The following is a 16,994-nucleotide window of genomic DNA, read 5'->3' as shown; positions in this document are numbered from 1 at the left end:
AATTTAGGACCAGTGGAACAGAGAGTAACGGGAGGGCGATACGAAATGGCACATCAACCGGGAAAATGGATGGCGGGGGCATTCGCCGCGCTGGCCTTCGCCCAGCCTGGCAGCGCATTGGCGCAGGCGCTTGCCGATCTGCCGATCGACCAGGTGCGAACCGAGGTCCAAACCCGCTATGACGCGGCCCTGGCGCTGACCACCGATCGATCGGTCGTCGCCGCCAACAGCAATGTCTATACCTGGGCGTCGGAAGCCAAGGTCCAGTGCGGCATCGCGAAGGGCTTCCTGAAATCGGGCACCAAGGACGCCGAAAGCCTGCGCCGCTGCGATTTCGCTTATGGCATGATGACCAAGCGGCCGCAGCCGACGCCCGAAGCGCCGCTGGTGCCGCCGGCACCGCCGAGCGAAAATTGCCCGCCCGAGGTCGCCTCGACCTTCTATTTCGACTGGGATTCGACCGCCGCGCCCGCCGATGCGGGCCAGTCGGTCGCCTTCATGGCCGAGAATCGTACGCGCTGCGGCTGGCGCAGCTTTACCGTCGTCGGTCACACCGACCGGTCGGGCTCCGACAAATATAACGACGGTCTCGCGCTGCGCCGGGCGCGCGTCATCGCCGACATGATGGGCACCGCGGGCATTCCGGCCGACGCCATCGCGGTGTCGGGCATGGGCGAGCGCAAGCCGCGCGTCCAGACAGTCGACGGCCAGCGCACGCCGGAGAATCGGCGCGTCGAAGTTGAAGTGAATGGGAATGGGGGACAGTGATGAAACCGCAATATAAGCTCGCCGGCTTTGCCTCGGCCATCGCCATATCCTTTTTCGCGACATCGGCCCTGGCCGAGCCGACCAGCATGCAGAATGTCATGGCGGTCGCGATCGATTCGAATCCGCAGATCAATCAGGCGGAAATGAACAAGCAGGCGATCGAGTTCGAACTCGAGCAGGCCAAGGGCCTGTATCTGCCGCGCGTCTCGCTCGAATTGTCGGCGGGGGTCCGCCGGCTCGAAAATGCGACGCGCCGCAACCTCGGCATCGCCAACGACGAGCTCTATCCGCTCGAAGCGGGGATCCGCGCCGAGCAGACGCTGATCGATTTCGGCCGGCGCCACGGCGAAAAGCTTCGTCAGGCGGCACGCGTCGACGGCGCTGCGCTGCGCGTGGTCGAACGGTCCGAGTTCATCGCGCTGCAATCGGCGCGGCAATATCTCGACGTCCTGCTCCAGCAGCGCGTTGTCGCCGCCGCCGAAGACAATATGACCTTCCACAACAGCCTCGTGTCGGACCTGTCGAGCGGCGTGACCGCCGGGTCGATCAGCGTCGCCGACCTGCAGCAGGCGCAGGAGCGTGCCAAGGCGGCCAGCGTGCGTGTGTCGGAAGCGAAGGAAGCGCTGGCGAACGCCAAAATCGAGCTGCTCGCGCTGAGCGGGCTCGAAGTCGAAGAGGTGCAGATGCCGCCGGTGATGGCCGAAAAGCTGCCCGTCAGCCTGAGCGAAGCCGTCGGCCTGACCCGGTCGCGGCACCCCAAGGTGCTCGAGGCGCAGGCCGACGTCGACGCGGCGAATGCCGAAGCGAAGAAGGAAAAAGGCGATATTTTCCCGACGATCGGCCTCGAATTTTCGGGCCGGATCGGCGAGGATATCGACGCGTTCCGCGGCGAGACGACCGACCTGTTGGGCCGCGTCGTCCTGCGCTGGGATATCTTCAACGGCGGGATCAACCAGGCAAAATATCAGGAGATGGTGCGCCGCGCGAGCGAGAGCCGCTTCCGCCTGCACGAAACCGAACGCAATGCCGAGGCCGATACGCGCCGCGCGTGGAACAGCCGCGAAACGCAGACCGCGGTGTTCCGCGACCTTGTCGACCAGAGCAAGTCGACCGACGAACTCCTGCTGTCTTACCGCGAGCAATTCTCGGTAGGCCGGCGGTCGCTGCTCGACGTGCTCGATGCGCAAAACACGCGTTTCAACGTCCAGGTGCGCGCCGAAACCGCACGTTTCTCGGAGATGTTCGCGGTTTACCAGATCCTTGCATCGACCAACAGCCTGCTCGAAGCGTTCAACCTGACCGCCCCCGAAGCGCGCCGCGTCTATGCGCGCGAGAAGGTGAATTACGGCCCGCCGGCGCCGGCCGAACTCCAGCGTCGCCACCGCCCGTAATAATTTGTTAGCGGATTGATTCTAAGTAGAAAATTCAAGATATGGTACAGGGTCAATCCTCGATTGCACGTATCGGTAAAGAGGTGCCGGGCGATCCGCTGATCGCCTGTATCCTCTTTGTCGCGCAGCATTTCGGCCAGAATTTCCAGCGCGGTGCGCTTGTCGCGCTCGCGCGCGATGAAAGGGGTTTCCTCCCCTTTCATCAGGCCGAGGCGGCGCTCGATCTTTGCTTCATCAACAATGAGCGGCTCTATGCGCGCAAGGTGCGGAACCTTGCGCGCGACCTGCCGGCGATCATCCGCCGCACCGACGCATCATGCGCGGTGCTGATCGAGGCGAAGGACGGCCAGTATCTCATCTGGGAACCGGGTGCCGAGGCGCCCGTGTGGGCCGACGAAAGCTCGGTCGAGGAAAGTTACGCCGGACAGGCGGTGGCGGTCGCCGCCGACCCGACCGCGATCCGCGCCGAGGAACGGCCGTGGGACGAACAGGCCAAGCGCCACTGGTTCTGGAGCGAGGTCCGGCGGATGCGCCGTTCCTTCTATCCGGTGCTCGGCGCGGCGCTGATGATCAACCTGCTCGGCTTCGCGCTGCCGCTGTTCACGATGAACGTCTATGACCGCGTCATCCCGAACAAGGCGGTGTCGAGCCTGTGGGTGCTCGCGGTCGGCGCGCTGCTCGCTTTCGCGGTCGAATTCACGCTCCGCCTCGCGCGGTCGACCTTGCTCGACGATCTCGGGCGCGACCTCGACGTCAAATTGTCGGAGAAGATCTTCTCCAAAGTGCTGAACATGCCGCTCGCCGATCGCCGTGGCAGTACGGGCATGCTCGCGCGGCGCGTCTCCGAGTTCGAATCGGTGCGCGATTTCTTCGCCTCGACGACGATCGTGCTGATCGTCGACCTCCTTTTCCTCGTGCTGTTCCTGATCATGATCGCGGTGCTCGCAGGCTGGCTCGCGCTCGTCCCGCTCACGATCATCGTCGTGATGGGCGTCGCAGGCTATTTCCTGCAGCGGCGCATGATGCAGGCGTCGCTCGACAACCAAGCCGATATGAGTATCCAGCACGCGATGCTCGTCGAGGCGATCGGCGGCGCCGAAACGGTCAAGAGCTGCGCTGCCGAGGGACAAATACTCGGCCAGTGGCGCCGGATGGTCGACACCAGCGCGCGGACACAGGCGGTGATGCGCCGGACCGGCGCCGCCGCGATCAACCTCGCGACGCTCGGCCAGCAATTTTCGGGGCTCGCGCTCATCGTCGGGGGTTTTTACCTCTTCGATGCGGGCAAGATTTCGATGGGCGCGATCATCGCGATCGTGATGCTCGCCGGCCGTTCGATGGCCCCCGTCGGGCAACTCGCCTTCCTGATGACGCGCGGGCGGCAGGCGCTGACGACGATGGCGAGCATCCAACAGATGATCGAGGCCGACGACGAACGCCGCATGGGCAGCAGCGCGCTGAACCTCACGATCGACACGGGCAATATCTCGGTCGAGGGCCTGTCCTTCACCTATCCGGGCGCCGTGGCGCCGTCGCTGACCGACATCGACATCAAGATCGAGGCGGGTGAGCGGATCGCGATCGTTGGCCGCGTCGCGTCGGGCAAGTCGACGCTGGGGCGTGTGCTCTGCGGGCTATACGCGCCCGAGGCGGGCAATATCTTCATCGACGGGCTCGACAGCCGCCAGCATTCGCCGATCTACCTGCGCTCGCAATTCCGCTTCGTCGGGCAGGATGCGGTGCTGTTCAGCGGCTCGATCAAGCAGAATATGCAATTTTGCGCGCCGGCGGCGACCGACGCCGAGTTGCTCGCGACGCTGCAGTCGATCGGCGCCGACCGTTTCATGGGCCGCGACGAAACCGGGCTCGACCGCGGCACCGGCGAACGCGGCGGGCAGTTGTCGGGCGGCCAGCGCGGTTTCCTGACCATCGCGCGCGCGCTCGCCTCACCCTCGCGCCTCCTGTTCCTCGACGAGCCGACCGGCGCGATGGACACGCAGAGCGAACGGCTTTTCATCAACGCGCTCGATAGCGCCGTCGCGAAATCGCAGACGGTGATTATCGCGACGCACCGCGAGGCGATCCTGCAGATGTGCGACCGCATCATCGTCATCGACGGCGGACGCATCGTCGCCGACGGCCCGCGCGCCGACGTCCTCGCGCGATCGACCAAGGAACCGGCATCATGATCCCTGAGCTTCACATCGGGCGCGATGGCGCCGCAGCGGCCGAAGTCCCTTGGGGCGACGTTCAGCAGGGCTCATCGAAGAGCCTGAAGTTCATACTCCTGGGTCTCGCGCTGTTCGCGGTTGTGATCCTGTTCGCTTCGTCGAACGATCGCCTGTCGCGCTTCGTCGAAGGCGTCGTCGCGAGCTGGACCGCCGATCCGGTCGAAACCGCAAAGGCGGCGAAGAAACAGGCGATCGCGAAGCTGATTACCGAAACCGAAACCGATTCGATCGTCCCGACCGCCGAAGGCGCCGACGCCGTTGCGCGCAATGCGCTGCTCCCGGTTTCGACGCTGCCGGTCGAGGCGGCGCGGCCGTTCCTGATGCCGACGATCTCGCTCGCGCAGGCGACCAATGCGCAGCGCTGTCTGACGCAGGCGATCTATTATGAGGCAGCGACCGAATCGGACGCGGGCAAGGCCGCGGTTGCACAGGTCATCCTCAACCGCATGAAGCACCCCGCCTATCCGAATACCGTCTGCGGCGTGATCTATCAGGGCAGTTCGCGCCCGGGCTGCCAGTTCAGCTTTGCGTGCGACGGTTCGATGCGCCGCCCGCCGGTGCCCGCGCTGTGGCGCCGTTCGGCCGAGATCGCGCGCGCGGCGCTGACCGGCCATGTCGAGGTGAGCGTCGGCATGGCGACGCATTATCACGCCAATTATGTCCTGCCGCGCTGGGCGCCGAAACTCACCAAGATCGAGCAGATCGGCGCGCATATCTTCTATCGCTGGCCGGGTTCGTGGGGGAAGCCGGGGGCTTTCTCCGACGCCTATGCCGGCGCCGAGTGGATTCCGGCGTTCAGCCAGCTGTATCAAGGCAGTGCTGCGGCGGTCGAGGCGCTGCCTGGCGAAGCGATCGCGGTCGAGGGCGTGCCCGCGCCGCGCGACCCGACCGATCACCGCGCCGACAATGACGTCGGCGGCCGTGTGGACGTGACCAAAGGCTGGGTCCCCAATATTCCCGACCCGACGCAGAGCAAATCGCGCTTCGATAGCCTGACGAGCCAGCAGGGCGCCGCCGCCACCCCCGAAATCCAGCCCGGAACATAACCATGGGAATCGTGAAATTCTGGCAGCGCCTCCGCGGAAGCGAGCAGATCATGGTCGCGGCTGCCGCCGGCTTCGTGCTGTTCCTGCTGTGGGCGAGCATCGCGCGCGTCGACGAGGTGTCGCGCGGGCAGGGCCGCGTGATCCCCTCGTCGAAGGTGCAGATCATCCAGTCGGCCGAACCCTCGACGATCCGCGAAATCCTCGTCCGCTCGGGGCAGACGGTCAAGAAAGGCCAGCTGCTCGTGCGGCTCGATAATACGACGTCGCAGTCCGAACTCGGCCAGCTCGAAACCGAGAATGCCCGCCTCGCGCAGCGCGCCGCGCGGCTTGCGGGCGAAGGCGGCGGGGCGGGTTGCATTGGGACAAGCTGCGGCGACGAAACGCGCCTCGCCGAAGTGCGGCGTTCGTCGCTGCAAAGCCAGCTCGCGGCGCTGTCAGCGAGCGTCGAACAGCGCCGCCGCGACATGGGCGAAGCGCAGGCGACCGCGTCGTCGCTCGAAAGCAGCCTGAGCCTCGCGCGCGAACAGGTCGCGATGCTCGCGCCGCTCGCGGCAAAGGGCGTCGTGCCGCAGACCGAACTGCTCACCGCACAGCGCGAGGTCGTCGATATCCAGGGCCGCCTCGCCGCGGCGCGCCAGGCGATTTCGCGCTCGCAGGCCGCGGTGCGCGAAGCGGGCGCCGAAGTGTCGCGCGCGCGCTTCGACTTCCAGCAGGAAGCGCTCAACGAGCGCAGCCAGCTCACGACCAAGATGGCGGTCAACGAGGAAACGATCCGCGGCGCCGAAGGGCGGCTGGCGCGCTCCGAAATTCGCTCGCCGACGCGCGGGGTCGTCAACGACCTGCTCGTCAACACGCTCGGCGGCTATGTGAACGCGGGCGAAAAGATCATGCAGATCGTGCCGCTCGGCGACAAATTGCTGATCGAAACGCGCGTGACGCCACGCGACATCGCCTTCATCAAGGTCGGCGACCCCGCGAATGTCAAGGTCACCGCCTATGACTTTTCAATCTATGGCGGGCTCAACGGCAAGGTCGTGCGGGTGTCGGCCGACAGCATCTATGACGAGGTCGAGCGGCAGGCCTATTTCACCGTCGTCGTCGAAACGACCAACAGCTATCTGACCTCGAACGGCCGGCGGCTGCCGATCACGCCGGGCATGTTGTGCGATGTCGAGATTGTGACCGGCAAGAAATCGGTGCTGAGTTATTTGCTCAAGCCGGTCTTGAAGGTCAGCGGGTCGGCGCTCACCGAACGCTGATTGTTCAGCGCGAGCGCATAGGATTTTTGCGACGCGGGGATCGCAGCGAAGTTCGGCGACGGCTGCGTGCCGCGATAGGCATGCACCCAGCGGCGGTTCTCGCTGAACGACAACACCGGCCGCACCGCATTGGGCTGGCTGCCGTCGTAAAGCCGGTCGGTCACATTATCGAGCACGACCTTTCCGGCATCGGTCTGGACGAGCAGGAAGGCGTGGTCGGCGTTGGCGGCGAGATCGCGGAGGAGGACGAGCTTCATGCGGTCGGCATCGACCCCCGCGGCGCGCAGCATCTGCATCTTCAGGATAGCGAAATCCTCGCAATCGCCTTTGCCGCGCCCGAGCGTCTGCTCGGCGGTCGCCCAGAAATCGCGCTGCCGGTAATTGCGGTCGTCGTTCACATAGGCGATCTCGCGATTGACCCATTGATTGATGCGCGCGAGCAGGTCCTGCTCGGCCAGCCCCGGCGAAGCGTTCGCGCGGCGCAGCTTGCTTTGCATCAGCCCCGCGGGCGCCGCGCGGCGGACATGATCCCAGCGGTCGTCGAAGCGCGTGCGCTTGACCGGGATCGCGCGGGTGCCGAGTTCGGCGGCGGGATCATATTCGGCGGTTTCAACAAGCGGTGCAAAAATCGACGGCGTTCCGCAGCCCTCGGACGAGGCGAAAGCGATCGGGGTACGGCTGGCGGGCTCGAGCGTCTGCCCAATCGGGAAGGCATCGAGACCGGCAGCGATCGGTACAGCGGCGGCGGGTTCGGCCGCCGCGACGCCCTGCTGGTCGGCCCGGATGCGGTCGAGCGCGCTCGGCGCTCCGCCCAATATGGCGCGTGAGATGTCGACCCTGGCCGGCGGCGCATGGCTCGCCGCGACGGGACATGCGGCCTTGCTGTCCGCCAACGCCTTGCCGTTGAGCAGCTTGGACGAGGCATGGGCGGCCGACGGCGTCAGCGCCGCCGCGGCAAGGGCGATGGAGACAGGAAGCCATCGCGAATCGCCAGCGACAAGATGGGCATGCTTTCTCATGCGGCCCGATTTGCCGGGGCGGCGTGAGGATAAGCTTCATGACGATAGTAAACACCGCATTCAGCACGTTTTGGAAAGCGGGTGCTATGCCCCGCGCGGCTTGAGCGTCAGCGGCAGGCCCGCGGTTATCAGCACGACCTCCTGCACGTTTGCCGCGACCAACTGGTTGAGCTGCCCGGCCGCGTCGCGAAACGCCCGTGCGAGTGCATTGTCAGGCACGATACCGAGGCCGACCTCGTTGGCGACGAGGATCAGCGTCCCTTCGAAGCGGTCGATCGCATGGCATAATTCGCGGCTTGCGGCCGGAATGTCGGCTTCGGCGAGCAGCAGGTTCGAGACCCAGAGCGTCAGGCAGTCGACTAGCACGACCGCCTCTTCGGCGTTCAGCGCGTCGATGGCGACGGGCAGGTCGCGCGGCGCCTCGACCGTGCGCCAGCGCGCATCGCGATCGGCCTGGTGGCGGGCGATCCGCTCGTGCATCTCGCCGTCGAACGCTTCGGCGGTCGCAACGAAGACCGGGCTGCCGCCCGCAGCTTCGGCGCGCGCCTGCGCATAGCGGCTCTTGCCCGAGCGTGCGCCGCCGACCACGAACAGCGACGATCCACTCATGCGGCGATCCCCGCGATGCGCAGCATCGCATCGATATCGGCGTGCGCCGCAAACTCGCCCGCAATGTCGTCGAGCGCGGCATCGACGTCGGCCGCATAGTCGCGCCCGTCGCCCGCTACGCCGATTTGCGCGAGCAAATTGCTGCGCAGCCGGGGGGAGGCAAACAGGCCGTGCAGATAGGATCCGATCACATTGCCCTCGCGATTGATCGCGCCGTCGCGCGCCCCGTCTTCCAGCGCGGCGAACGGCTGCGCCGTGCCGGGGCCGCTGGTTTCACCCATATGCATTTCATACCCTTCGACCGCCGCACCCAATGCGGTTCCCCGCACGTGACGCAATGTCTTTGCGGGCGAAACTATCGTTTCGACATCGAGCAGGCCGAGCCCGTCGACTTCGGCCGGCGCGCCTTCGATCCCCAGCGGGTCGGCAATTCGCTTGCCCAGCATCTGATAGCCGCCGCACAGCCCGACGATCATCCCGCCGCGCCGGTGATGCGCCTTGATGTCGATGTCCCAGCCCTCGGCCCGCAGCGCCGCGAGGTCGGCGATCGTCGCCTTCGACCCCGGCAGCACGATGATCGCCGCCTCGGCGGGGATCGGGCGGCCCGGCGGCACCATCGCGATCTCGACCCCGGGCTCGAGCTTGAGCGGGTCGAGATCGTCGAAATTCGAGATGCGCGGCAGGATCGGACAGGCGATGAGCTTGCGGCCGTCGCGCGGGTCGGCGGGGCGTTCGAGGATGACCGCGTCCTCGCTCGGCAGGCGCGATGCGGCGCTCAGCCAGGGGATGACGCCGAACCCCGGCCACCCGCTGCGCCGCTCGATCTCGCGATAGCCGTCCTCGAACAGCGCGGGGTCGCCGCGGAACTTGTTGATCAGGAAGCCGCGGATCATCGCGGCGTCCTCGGCGTCGATCACCGCGCGCGTGCCGACGAGCGAGGCGATCACGCCGCCGCGGTCGATGTCACCGATCAGCACGACGGGCACGTTCGCGGCGCGCGCGAAACCCATGTTCGCGATGTCGCCCGCGCGCAGGTTGATCTCGGCAGGCGATCCGGCGCCTTCGACGATGACGATGTCAGAGGCGGCGCGGAGGCGTTCATAGCTTTCGAGCACTTCGGCCATCAGCGCGCCGCGGGCTTCGCGGAAATTGCCGCTGCCAAGCGTGCCGCGCACGCGGCCGTGGACGATGAGCTGCGAGGTGCGATCGGCCTGCGGTTTCAGCAGCACCGGGTTCATGTCGCTGTGCGGTTCCACGCGGCACGCGATGGCTTGCAGTGCCTGCGCGCGCCCGATCTCGCCGCCGTCGGTCGTCACCGCGGCATTGTTCGACATATTCTGCGGCTTGAAGGGAAGCACGCGGAGGCCGCGATTGGTCAGCGCGCGGCACAGCGCGGCGACGAGCACCGACTTGCCGACGTCCGAGCCGGTGCCTTGCAACATCAGCGCAGCCATATCGCGCCTCCCGCGATCAGCCAAAGCAGCAGGCAGGCGCGCAGGTAGATGGCAAGCGCGCGGTCGATTTCGTCTCCGCCCGCGTCGCTGTCGCCATCTCCGATCCACGCCTTGTCGTGCATGACCCCCTCATAGGCGACGGGACCCGCGAGCCTAAGCTCCAGCGCACCCGCCATCGCGGCTTCGGGCCAGCCGGCGTTGGGTGAGGCGTGTTTACGTGCATCGCGCCACAGGATGCGCCAGCCGCCGCCTGCGAGGCAGAGCAGCAGGCCCGACAGCCGAGCAGGAATCCAGTTGGCGAGATCGTCGAAACGCGCCGCCGCCCAGCCGAAGGCGCGCCAGCGCGCCTCGCGGTGGCCGATCAGGCTGTCGGCGGTGTTCACCGCTTTATACGCCCAGACGCCGGGCAGGCCGAGGAGGAGGAGCCAGAAGAGCGGCGCGGCGACCCCGTCGCAAAAGCTTTCGGCAAGGCTTTCGATCGCGGCGCGCGCGACCCCGCTTTCGTCGAGCGCGGCCGTGTCGCGGCCGACGATCATGCCGACCGCGGTTCGGGCGGCGGTGAGGTCGCCCGCGTCGATCCGCTCGCCGACTGCGCGGACATGATCGAACAGGCTGCGCTGCGCGAGTGCGGGCCAGGCGAGAATCGCCACGCCGATCCAGCCCCAGCCGCCGAGCGACGCGAGCAGCAGGCGCTGGAGCGCCCAGCCGGCGCCGGCCACGAGGACAAGCAGGAGGAGCAGGGTCAGGATGCCAAGCGCGCGTCGCACGCCGAAACTGTGTCCGGGGCGGTTCCACCGCGTCTCGCAACCTTCGATGATCCGCGCAAACAGCCCGACGGGGTGGCCGAGGCGGCGATAGAGCGCGCGCGGCCAGCCGAACGCGGCGTCGAGCGCGAGCGCGGTGAGCGCGATCGGCTCAGCCATCGGTCAGCGCCGCTTCCAGCCGCGCGCGCGCGGCGGCGTCGGCGGGCAGGCCGATCCGCAGCCAGCGCCGCTGATCGGCGAAGGGGCGCGTCAGGATCGCGCGCCGCGCGAGCCGCTCGAACAGCGCATGCGCATCGTCGGTTTCGATCAGGCGAAAGAGCGGGCAGGCGCCGATGGGCCGATGGCCTTGGCACACCAGCAGCGTATCGAGCGCGGCGGCTTCATCCGTAAGCTGCTGCCGAGCTGCGACGATCCAGTCGCGGTCGGCATAGGCGGCGGTTCCAATATGGATCGCGGCCGCCGACAGCGGCCACGCACCGAGCCGTTCGCGCAGCGCCGCGACGATGGCTTGCGGCGCGACGACGAAGCCGAGCCGCACGCCCGCGAGGCCGAAGAATTTGCCGAAGGAGCGAAAGACGATCAGCCTTTTCCCGTCATCGACCAGCGGCGCGACACTCGCGGCCGGATCGGTGTCGGCAAAGGCTTCGTCGACCAACAGCCAGCCGCCGGGTCCGCGTCCGTCCAGCAGCGCTTGCATCGCCGCGGCGCCGGTCACGCGGCCGTCGGGATTGTTGGGGTTGGCGAGGATCAATGTGCCGCCGTGGCCGCGTGCGGCTGCGGGGGCGATCGGCGCGCTTCCCGCGACCATTTCGCCATGGGTGCGATAGCTCGGCGCGAGATGCCGCGCGGGGCCGCCCACCAGCGTCCCGACAAGGCGCAGTCCGATCTCGCTTCCGGGCACGGCGCAGACATGGCTGGCGTCGACGCCGAAATAGCTAGCGGCAACGGCTTCGAGCCCCGCAAGCGCGGCCGGGTCGGGCAGGCGCTGCCAGTCGAACGCCATCGCGGCGGCGCCGGGCCAGGGGTGCGGATTGATCCCGGTCGACAGATCGATCCAGTCGCCATTCCCGAACGCGCGCTTCGCGGCTTCGAGCCCGCCGCCGTGCCAGGTCCATGGACCGCTCATGCAAAATGCGCCAGCAACAGCGCCGCCGCGAGCAGCAGGCTTTCGCCAATTTCGATCCCCGCGCCGTGGCCGTCGCCCGAAATTCCACCGATCTTGCGCAGCAGCCACCCGCCCCAGATGAGGAAGATCATCGGTGCGATGAGCAGCGAGGGCGATGCCCACGCGGCGGCGGCGAGAGCCACGCCCCAGATGACGAAGTCCATCGGCCGCACGGCACCCCGAAAACGCGAGCCGAGTCCCGCGTGGAGATCGGGCAGCGCGCGCGACCAGGCGAGCGGTCCGATCCGCGCCGCGAACGGGATCAGGACAATCGCGGCGAACATCTGGCGGTCGAGCAATGCATGGAGCAGCACGAGTTTGGCGATCAGTTGCAGCGCGATGGCGACGACCGCGAAACTGCCGACATGCGGATCGCCAAGCACGGCGAGAAGCCGTTCGCGGTCCTTGTGCGCCGCACCGCTCGCATCGGCAATGTCGCCCAGCCCGTCGAGGTGCAGCGCGCCGGTAACCGCGACCCAGAGGGTCAGTGCAGCGAGCGCGCCCGTCCACGGATCGATCCGTGCGCCGGCCCAGCCCGCGCCGGCGACGAGCGCGCCGACGATCAGCCCGACCGCCGGAAACCAGCGCATCGACGCCGCGAATTCGTCGCTCGACACCGCGATGCGCGGCGTCGGCAGGCGCGTCAGGAACTGGATCGCGACGATCAGTCCCTTCATGGGTAGAGCCCTGCGATCTGGGCGCTGGCCGGCTCGCCCGGCCACAGGCGGAGCGAGAGCAGCGCGGCATAAGGCAGATCGAACGCCCAGAGCTGGCGCTGGTCGAACCCGCACAGGTGGTGGAGCGCTGCGCGCATCGCGCCGCCGTGGGTGACGACGAGCGTCGGGACGGGCGCGAGGTCGGCGATGGCGGCCGACACGCGCGCGACGAGCGCCGACCAGCGCTCACCGCCCGGCGGTGGATTTGTGTCGGGATCGTCCCAGAAACGGCCGAGCGCGTCGCGATCGACCGCGCTGGCCGGTTTGCCGTCCCATGCACCGAAATCGAGTTCGCGCCAGCGCGGATCGATGGCGAGCGGTATGCCCGCGGCCGTGCCAATCGCTTCGCCCGCCGCGCGGCTGCGCCGCAGGTCCGTTGCGATCAGGCGTTCGACGCCAAGGTCTTCGGCTTGCGCCACGCAAGCCGCGATGCCTTCGGCGGTCGGTGCGCCATCGGTGCGTCCCATCAGCAAACCCGGCGTTTCGGGCGTGCCGTGGCGCAGCAGATGGAGCGCGAAGCCGGTCACAGCGACGCCGAAACCTGCGCTTCGGCAAAGGTTGCCATTTGGTCGTGCGCCGCGAGCGCGCTGCGGATGATATTCGCCGCGACCGCCGCGCCGCTGCCTTCGCCAAGCCGCATGCCCAGCGACAGCAGCGGGGCGAGGCCGAGCAGGTCGAGCAGACGCTTATGTCCCGGCTCGGCCGAGCAATGGCCCGCGATGATATGGTCCGCGATCGCGGGATTCTCGGCCGCGAGCGGCGCGATGGCGGAGGTGCAGATGAAGCCGTCGAGCAGCACCGGTACGCCGAGCTGCCGCGCGCGCACGATCGCGCCCGCGATCGCCGCGATCTCGCGTCCGCCGACGCGGCGCAGCGTCTCGAATGCCGAGCGCGGTGCATCGATGTGAAAGGCGAGCGCGCGCTCGATCACCTCGACCTTGCGCGCGACGCCGTGGCCGTCGACCCCGGTGCCGGGGCCGACCCATCCCGCCACGCCGCCGGCGAAGCTGCGTGCGCAGAGTGCGGCGGCGGCGGTCGAATTGCCGATCCCCATTTCGCCGAGGACGATCAGGTCGAGGTCGGCGTCGACCACCGCCGCGCCGCGGTTCAGCGCATCGAGGCATTCGGCCTCGCTCATCGCGGCATCGACGGTGAAATCGGCGGTCGGCCGGTCGAGGTCGAGCGCGACGACCGTCAGTTCCAGCCCGGCGGCGCCCGACAAAGCGTTGATCGCCGCGCCGCCGTTCGCGAAATTGGCGACCATCTGTGCGGTGACGCTCGGCGGAAAGGCGCTGACGCCGTGGACGGTGACGCCATGGTTGCCCGCGAAGATCGCGGCGCGCGCGCGGGCGATCTGCGGCCGCGCCTTGCCCTGCCAGCCGGCGAAAAAGATCGCCAGATCCTCGAGCCGCCCCAGCGATCCGGCGGGTTTGGTCAATTCGCCTTGCCGTACCTGCGCATCGGCTGCCGCTTCGACATTTGGCTCGCGCAGATCGGCAAGCGCGGCCTCGAAGGCATGGACGGAGGCAAAGCTGGTCATTCGGCGACAAATCCTGGTGGCGGGGTGCGGGTGATGAAATGCCCTTTGACGCCTTCGGGCCAAAGCGAAAAGGGGACGCGGCCATGCTCGCTTGTCGCATAATGGACCGCATAGTCGAGGATGGCACGCGCGGACTTTTCATCGCCCTGAAACCGGCCGAGGACATAGCCGACCTTGTCAGGCGCGCGCAGGTGGACGGTGCAATGATCCTGGCACGCGAACAGGCACGCCATTTCCTGCACCGCGACACCGGCATAACGCGGCTCGTCTTCCTTGAGGCGTTTCAGCGCTTCAACGAGCCGCGCGCCGCCGCGCGTGCCGGTCGTGTCGTCCCGGGATTCGCGGCTGTGGCGGCAGGTGTTGCACACCACCACCGCCGGACCCGGGTCGACGCGGGTGAGCATCAGGCGGCCGTTGCCGGTTGCGGCGGCGCCGGGACGCCAACCGCGACGAGCGCACGATACAGGGCGTAAAGCCCGATCAGGATCGCGCCGTTGCGCACGAACTGTTCGGCGAGCAGGTCGGGCGCCATCGCGGTGTGCAGCCCCCCGAGGACAAGCGCCCATAGGAGGATGATGCCCTTGAACGCCGTGAATCCTGCCGCATAGGCGAGGCTCAGCCGCGCCGCGACCGAGCGGTATGGGAGCGCCCGCAGCGCCGCATAGCTTGCGAGCGCCGAGCCGACCGCCGCGGTGCCGAGCCCGGCGCCCCAGCCCAGCGTGCTTCCATCGCGCGGATAGCCGAGCAGGAAGAAGCCGACGAACTGGCTCGCGGCCCATGCGAACAGCATGAGCGCCGCGCCATCGCGGCGGCGCATATGCACCGCCGCGAGCGCCGCAAGCGCCGGAAAGGGAGTCGCGCAGGCGAGCGCGAGCGTCGTTGCCGTGCTCGCTGCCGTCAGCAGCGAGACCCAGAGCGCCGAGGCACCCCGGTCCGACAGCGCGATCATCAGAAGCGGCCCCGGATGCCGGCGTAGATGCTGCGGCCGAGCGAGCCATAGCGCAACGCCGTCATATATTGCTCGTCGAAGATATTCTCGGCGCGCGCGAACAGCTTCACCGCATCGGACAGCGCATATTCGGCGCGCAGATCGACGAGCGTATAATCGTCGAGGCGCGTCGCATTGCTCGCATTGTCATAGCTCTTGCCCGACCAGCGCACCGCCGCACCGAGTTCGAGCCCGAAGCCGAACGCATAGCTCGCCGAGGCGTTGGCGGTGTTGCGCGGGCGGCGCGGCAGCCATTTGCCGAAATTGGCGGTGCCTTCGGAGCGATCCTCGGCGACGATCCAGCTGTAGTTGCCGTCGAGCGTCAGCCCGCCGAGCGTCAGCGCCGCGGATGCCTCGACGCCATGCGCTTCGCTGCGCGCGACGTTGAGATAATAGCCGAAGCGCGGGATCGCCGGGCTGCTGCCAGGGATCGTGCAGCGCGGATCGGTCGAGGTCGGAAAGCTGCAGCTGTTGAAGATGATCTGGTTGGTCGTCGTGCGGTCGAACCAGCTCGCGCCGACGACGAGCTTGCGGTCGAACAGATGCTGCTCGATGCCGGCTTCCCAGCCATGCGCTTCCTCGGGGTCGAGCCCGACATTCCCATATTCGCTGAACAGCTGATAGAGCGACGGCGCCTTGAAGCCTTCGCCATAGCTGGCGCGCAGCACGGTGCCGGTGGCGAGGCGCCAGACGCCGCCCGCCGCGAACAAGGTCTGCCCGCCGTAACGATCGTGATCGTCATAGCGGACGCCGCCGTTGAGCGTCAGGCCGTCGACGGGTTCGATGCTCAATTGGCCATAGGCGCTCGTGAGTTCGGCCTTGCCGCGCACGAACGCCGGAAGCGGGGTTGCCAGCGATGCCGAGGGCGAACGGCTGCGGAAGTCCGAGCGTTCATTTTCGACCCCGAAGATCGCGGTGATGCGATCCGAGACATCGAAGCTGCCCTGATATTCCCAGCGCTTGTTCTGGCCGTCGGCCTCGAAGCTCTGCGGACGCGCACGGTCGGGATTGAAATTGTCGCGGTTGGTGTCGGTATAGGCAAAAGCGACGCGGTTGCGGAACCGCCCGCCGGCGAGGTCGAAATTGAGCCCCGCATAGCCGACGAACTCCTTGTTTAGCCCATAGTCGTTGCTGTCGGCGTTGAAGCCGTCGAATTCGACGCGGCCGCTCGAATAATAGCCGCGCACCTCGGCGCTGACATTGTCGGCCAGCGCCAGTTCGGCGCGGCCCGAAAGATTCGTGTTGCGATAGCCGTCGCGCTCGACCCCGCCGAACGCCTTGGCGTGCGACGAAATGCCGTCGGTGGTGAAGCGCTGGCCGCCGAGGCGCCAGGCGAGCGGACCAGTGCGGCCGCCGACCGTGGCGCGCGCGCTCACTGTCTGGCGCGACCCGGCCTCAAGGTCGAAGCTGCCTTCGAGCGATTTTTCGGGCGAGGCGGTGACGACATTGACGACGCCGCCGATCGCCTGGCTGCCCCACAGGATCGACTGCGGCCCGCGCAGCACCTCGATCCGGTCGATATCGCCGACGAGCAGATTGGCGAAGTTGAAGCCGCCGCCGGTCGACGACGGGTCGTTCAGCTTCACCCCGTCGATCACGACGACCGTGTGCTCCGATTCGGCGCCGCGGATGCGGAGCGATGTCGACGTGCCATAGCCGCCGTTGCGCGCGATGCTGATGCCGGGCGTGCGGAGCAGGAGTTCGGTGACGCCGATATCCTGCGCGCGATCGATCGCTTCCTTGTCGAGCACGGCGATCGACGACGGCACTTCGTCGAGCGTCAGCGGCGCGCGCGTCGCGGTGACGATGATGCTGTCGCCGTCGGCGGCGACGGCGTGCGCGGTCGACGCCTCGTCGGCGAACGCAGCGGAGGATGCCGCAACGGCGGCGAGGCAGATTGAACTTCGGAAAATCACTTTGAACACAGGATAACCCCTCGACAATGCCGCTCACGCACACGGTCGATGCGGTTGTCCCGGGGACACACGACATCGCCCGCGCCCATGCGCAGCCAAGCTTGTCGTCATGCGGGTTCACCCCCGTC

16 protein-coding genes are annotated in these 16,994 nt (G+C 67.6%); 5 read left to right on the top strand and 11 right to left on the bottom strand.

The window, feature by feature from the left end:
• Positions 1-45: 45 nt before the first annotated feature.
• The 5 genes from FG91_RS16795 to FG91_RS16775 are packed head-to-tail and all read left to right on the top strand — an operon-like array spanning position 46 to position 6,695.
• Positions 46-768, top strand: coding sequence for an OmpA family protein (locus FG91_RS16795; RefSeq protein ID WP_081940651.1), 723 nt, complete (start codon positions 46-48; stop codon positions 766-768).
• Positions 768-2,159, top strand: a complete 1,392-nt coding sequence (locus FG91_RS16790; protein WP_037517125.1) for a TolC family protein — start codon at positions 768-770, stop codon at positions 2,157-2,159. Before FG91_RS16795 ends, FG91_RS16790 begins: the two co-directional genes overlap by 1 nt.
• A 41-nt stretch (positions 2,160-2,200) precedes the next feature.
• Positions 2,201-4,348 carry a type I secretion system permease/ATPase gene (locus FG91_RS16785; RefSeq protein ID WP_037517123.1) on the top strand — a complete coding sequence of 716 codons (2,148 nt, stop codon included), beginning with the start codon at positions 2,201-2,203 and terminating at the stop codon, positions 4,346-4,348.
• Complete coding sequence (locus FG91_RS16780; protein WP_081940650.1) at positions 4,345-5,436, top strand: cell wall hydrolase; 1,092 nt, start codon at positions 4,345-4,347, stop codon at positions 5,434-5,436. Before FG91_RS16785 ends, FG91_RS16780 begins: the two co-directional genes overlap by 4 nt.
• Before the next feature lie 2 nt (positions 5,437-5,438).
• Positions 5,439-6,695: an HlyD family type I secretion periplasmic adaptor subunit gene (locus FG91_RS16775; protein WP_037517121.1), complete on the top strand. Its 1,257-nt coding sequence runs from the start codon at positions 5,439-5,441 to the stop codon at positions 6,693-6,695.
• On the opposite strand, the gene FG91_RS21105 is transcribed toward FG91_RS16775, so the two are convergent.
• The 11 genes from FG91_RS21105 to FG91_RS16720 all read right to left on the bottom strand — a co-directional run bounded on the left by FG91_RS21105 (position 6,641) and on the right by FG91_RS16720 (position 16,875).
• Positions 6,641-7,714, bottom strand: a complete 1,074-nt coding sequence (locus tag FG91_RS21105; protein WP_052187780.1) for a transglutaminase-like cysteine peptidase — start codon at positions 7,712-7,714, stop codon at positions 6,641-6,643. The genes FG91_RS16775 and FG91_RS21105 overlap by 55 nt on opposite strands.
• A gap of 84 nt (positions 7,715-7,798) precedes the next feature.
• Entirely contained in the window at positions 7,799-8,323 is a 525-nt protein-coding gene (gene cobU / locus FG91_RS16765) for a bifunctional adenosylcobinamide kinase/adenosylcobinamide-phosphate guanylyltransferase (protein WP_037517119.1), read from the bottom strand.
• The gene (locus FG91_RS16760) at positions 8,320-9,777 is read right to left on the bottom strand and encodes a cobyric acid synthase (RefSeq protein ID WP_037517118.1); all 1,458 of its coding nucleotides are present in this window, start codon (positions 9,775-9,777) and stop codon (positions 8,320-8,322) included. The genes cobU and FG91_RS16760 overlap by 4 nt, the downstream gene beginning before the upstream one ends.
• Positions 9,765-10,700: an adenosylcobinamide-phosphate synthase CbiB gene (cbiB, locus tag FG91_RS16755; RefSeq protein ID WP_037517116.1), complete on the bottom strand. Its 936-nt coding sequence runs from the start codon at positions 10,698-10,700 to the stop codon at positions 9,765-9,767. The genes FG91_RS16760 and cbiB overlap by 13 nt, the downstream gene beginning before the upstream one ends.
• Positions 10,693-11,667: a threonine-phosphate decarboxylase gene (locus FG91_RS16750; protein WP_037517114.1), complete on the bottom strand. Its 975-nt coding sequence runs from the start codon at positions 11,665-11,667 to the stop codon at positions 10,693-10,695. Before FG91_RS16750 ends, cbiB begins: the two co-directional genes overlap by 8 nt.
• Positions 11,664-12,383, bottom strand: coding sequence for an adenosylcobinamide-GDP ribazoletransferase (locus FG91_RS16745; RefSeq protein ID WP_037517112.1), 720 nt, complete (start codon positions 12,381-12,383; stop codon positions 11,664-11,666). The genes FG91_RS16750 and FG91_RS16745 overlap by 4 nt, the downstream gene beginning before the upstream one ends.
• Positions 12,380-12,949, bottom strand: coding sequence for a histidine phosphatase family protein (locus FG91_RS16740; protein WP_037517110.1), 570 nt, complete (start codon positions 12,947-12,949; stop codon positions 12,380-12,382). The genes FG91_RS16745 and FG91_RS16740 overlap by 4 nt, the downstream gene beginning before the upstream one ends.
• A complete protein-coding gene (gene cobT, locus FG91_RS16735) occupies positions 12,946-13,962 on the bottom strand; it encodes a nicotinate-nucleotide--dimethylbenzimidazole phosphoribosyltransferase (protein ID WP_037517107.1) in 1,017 nt (338 codons plus the stop codon). Before cobT ends, FG91_RS16740 begins: the two co-directional genes overlap by 4 nt.
• Positions 13,959-14,366 carry a DUF1636 domain-containing protein gene (locus FG91_RS16730; RefSeq protein ID WP_037517106.1) on the bottom strand — a complete coding sequence of 136 codons (408 nt, stop codon included), beginning with the start codon at positions 14,364-14,366 and terminating at the stop codon, positions 13,959-13,961. The genes cobT and FG91_RS16730 overlap by 4 nt, the downstream gene beginning before the upstream one ends.
• On the bottom strand, positions 14,366-14,911 hold the full coding sequence (locus FG91_RS16725) for a hypothetical protein (RefSeq protein ID WP_052187778.1): 546 nt from the start codon (positions 14,909-14,911) through the stop codon (positions 14,366-14,368). Before FG91_RS16725 ends, FG91_RS16730 begins: the two co-directional genes overlap by 1 nt.
• On the bottom strand, positions 14,911-16,875 hold the full coding sequence (locus FG91_RS16720; protein ID WP_235212073.1) for a TonB-dependent receptor plug domain-containing protein: 1,965 nt from the start codon (positions 16,873-16,875) through the stop codon (positions 14,911-14,913). The genes FG91_RS16725 and FG91_RS16720 overlap by 1 nt, the downstream gene beginning before the upstream one ends.
• Between the last annotated feature and the right edge of the window lie 119 nt (positions 16,876-16,994).

The sequence above is a fragment of the Sphingopyxis sp. LC81 genome, from assembly GCF_000756375.1.
GTDB lineage: Bacteria > Pseudomonadota > Alphaproteobacteria > Sphingomonadales > Sphingomonadaceae > Sphingopyxis.
Note: the sequence above shows the minus strand (reverse complement) of the source record. Positions and strands in the feature narration are given on the sequence as shown.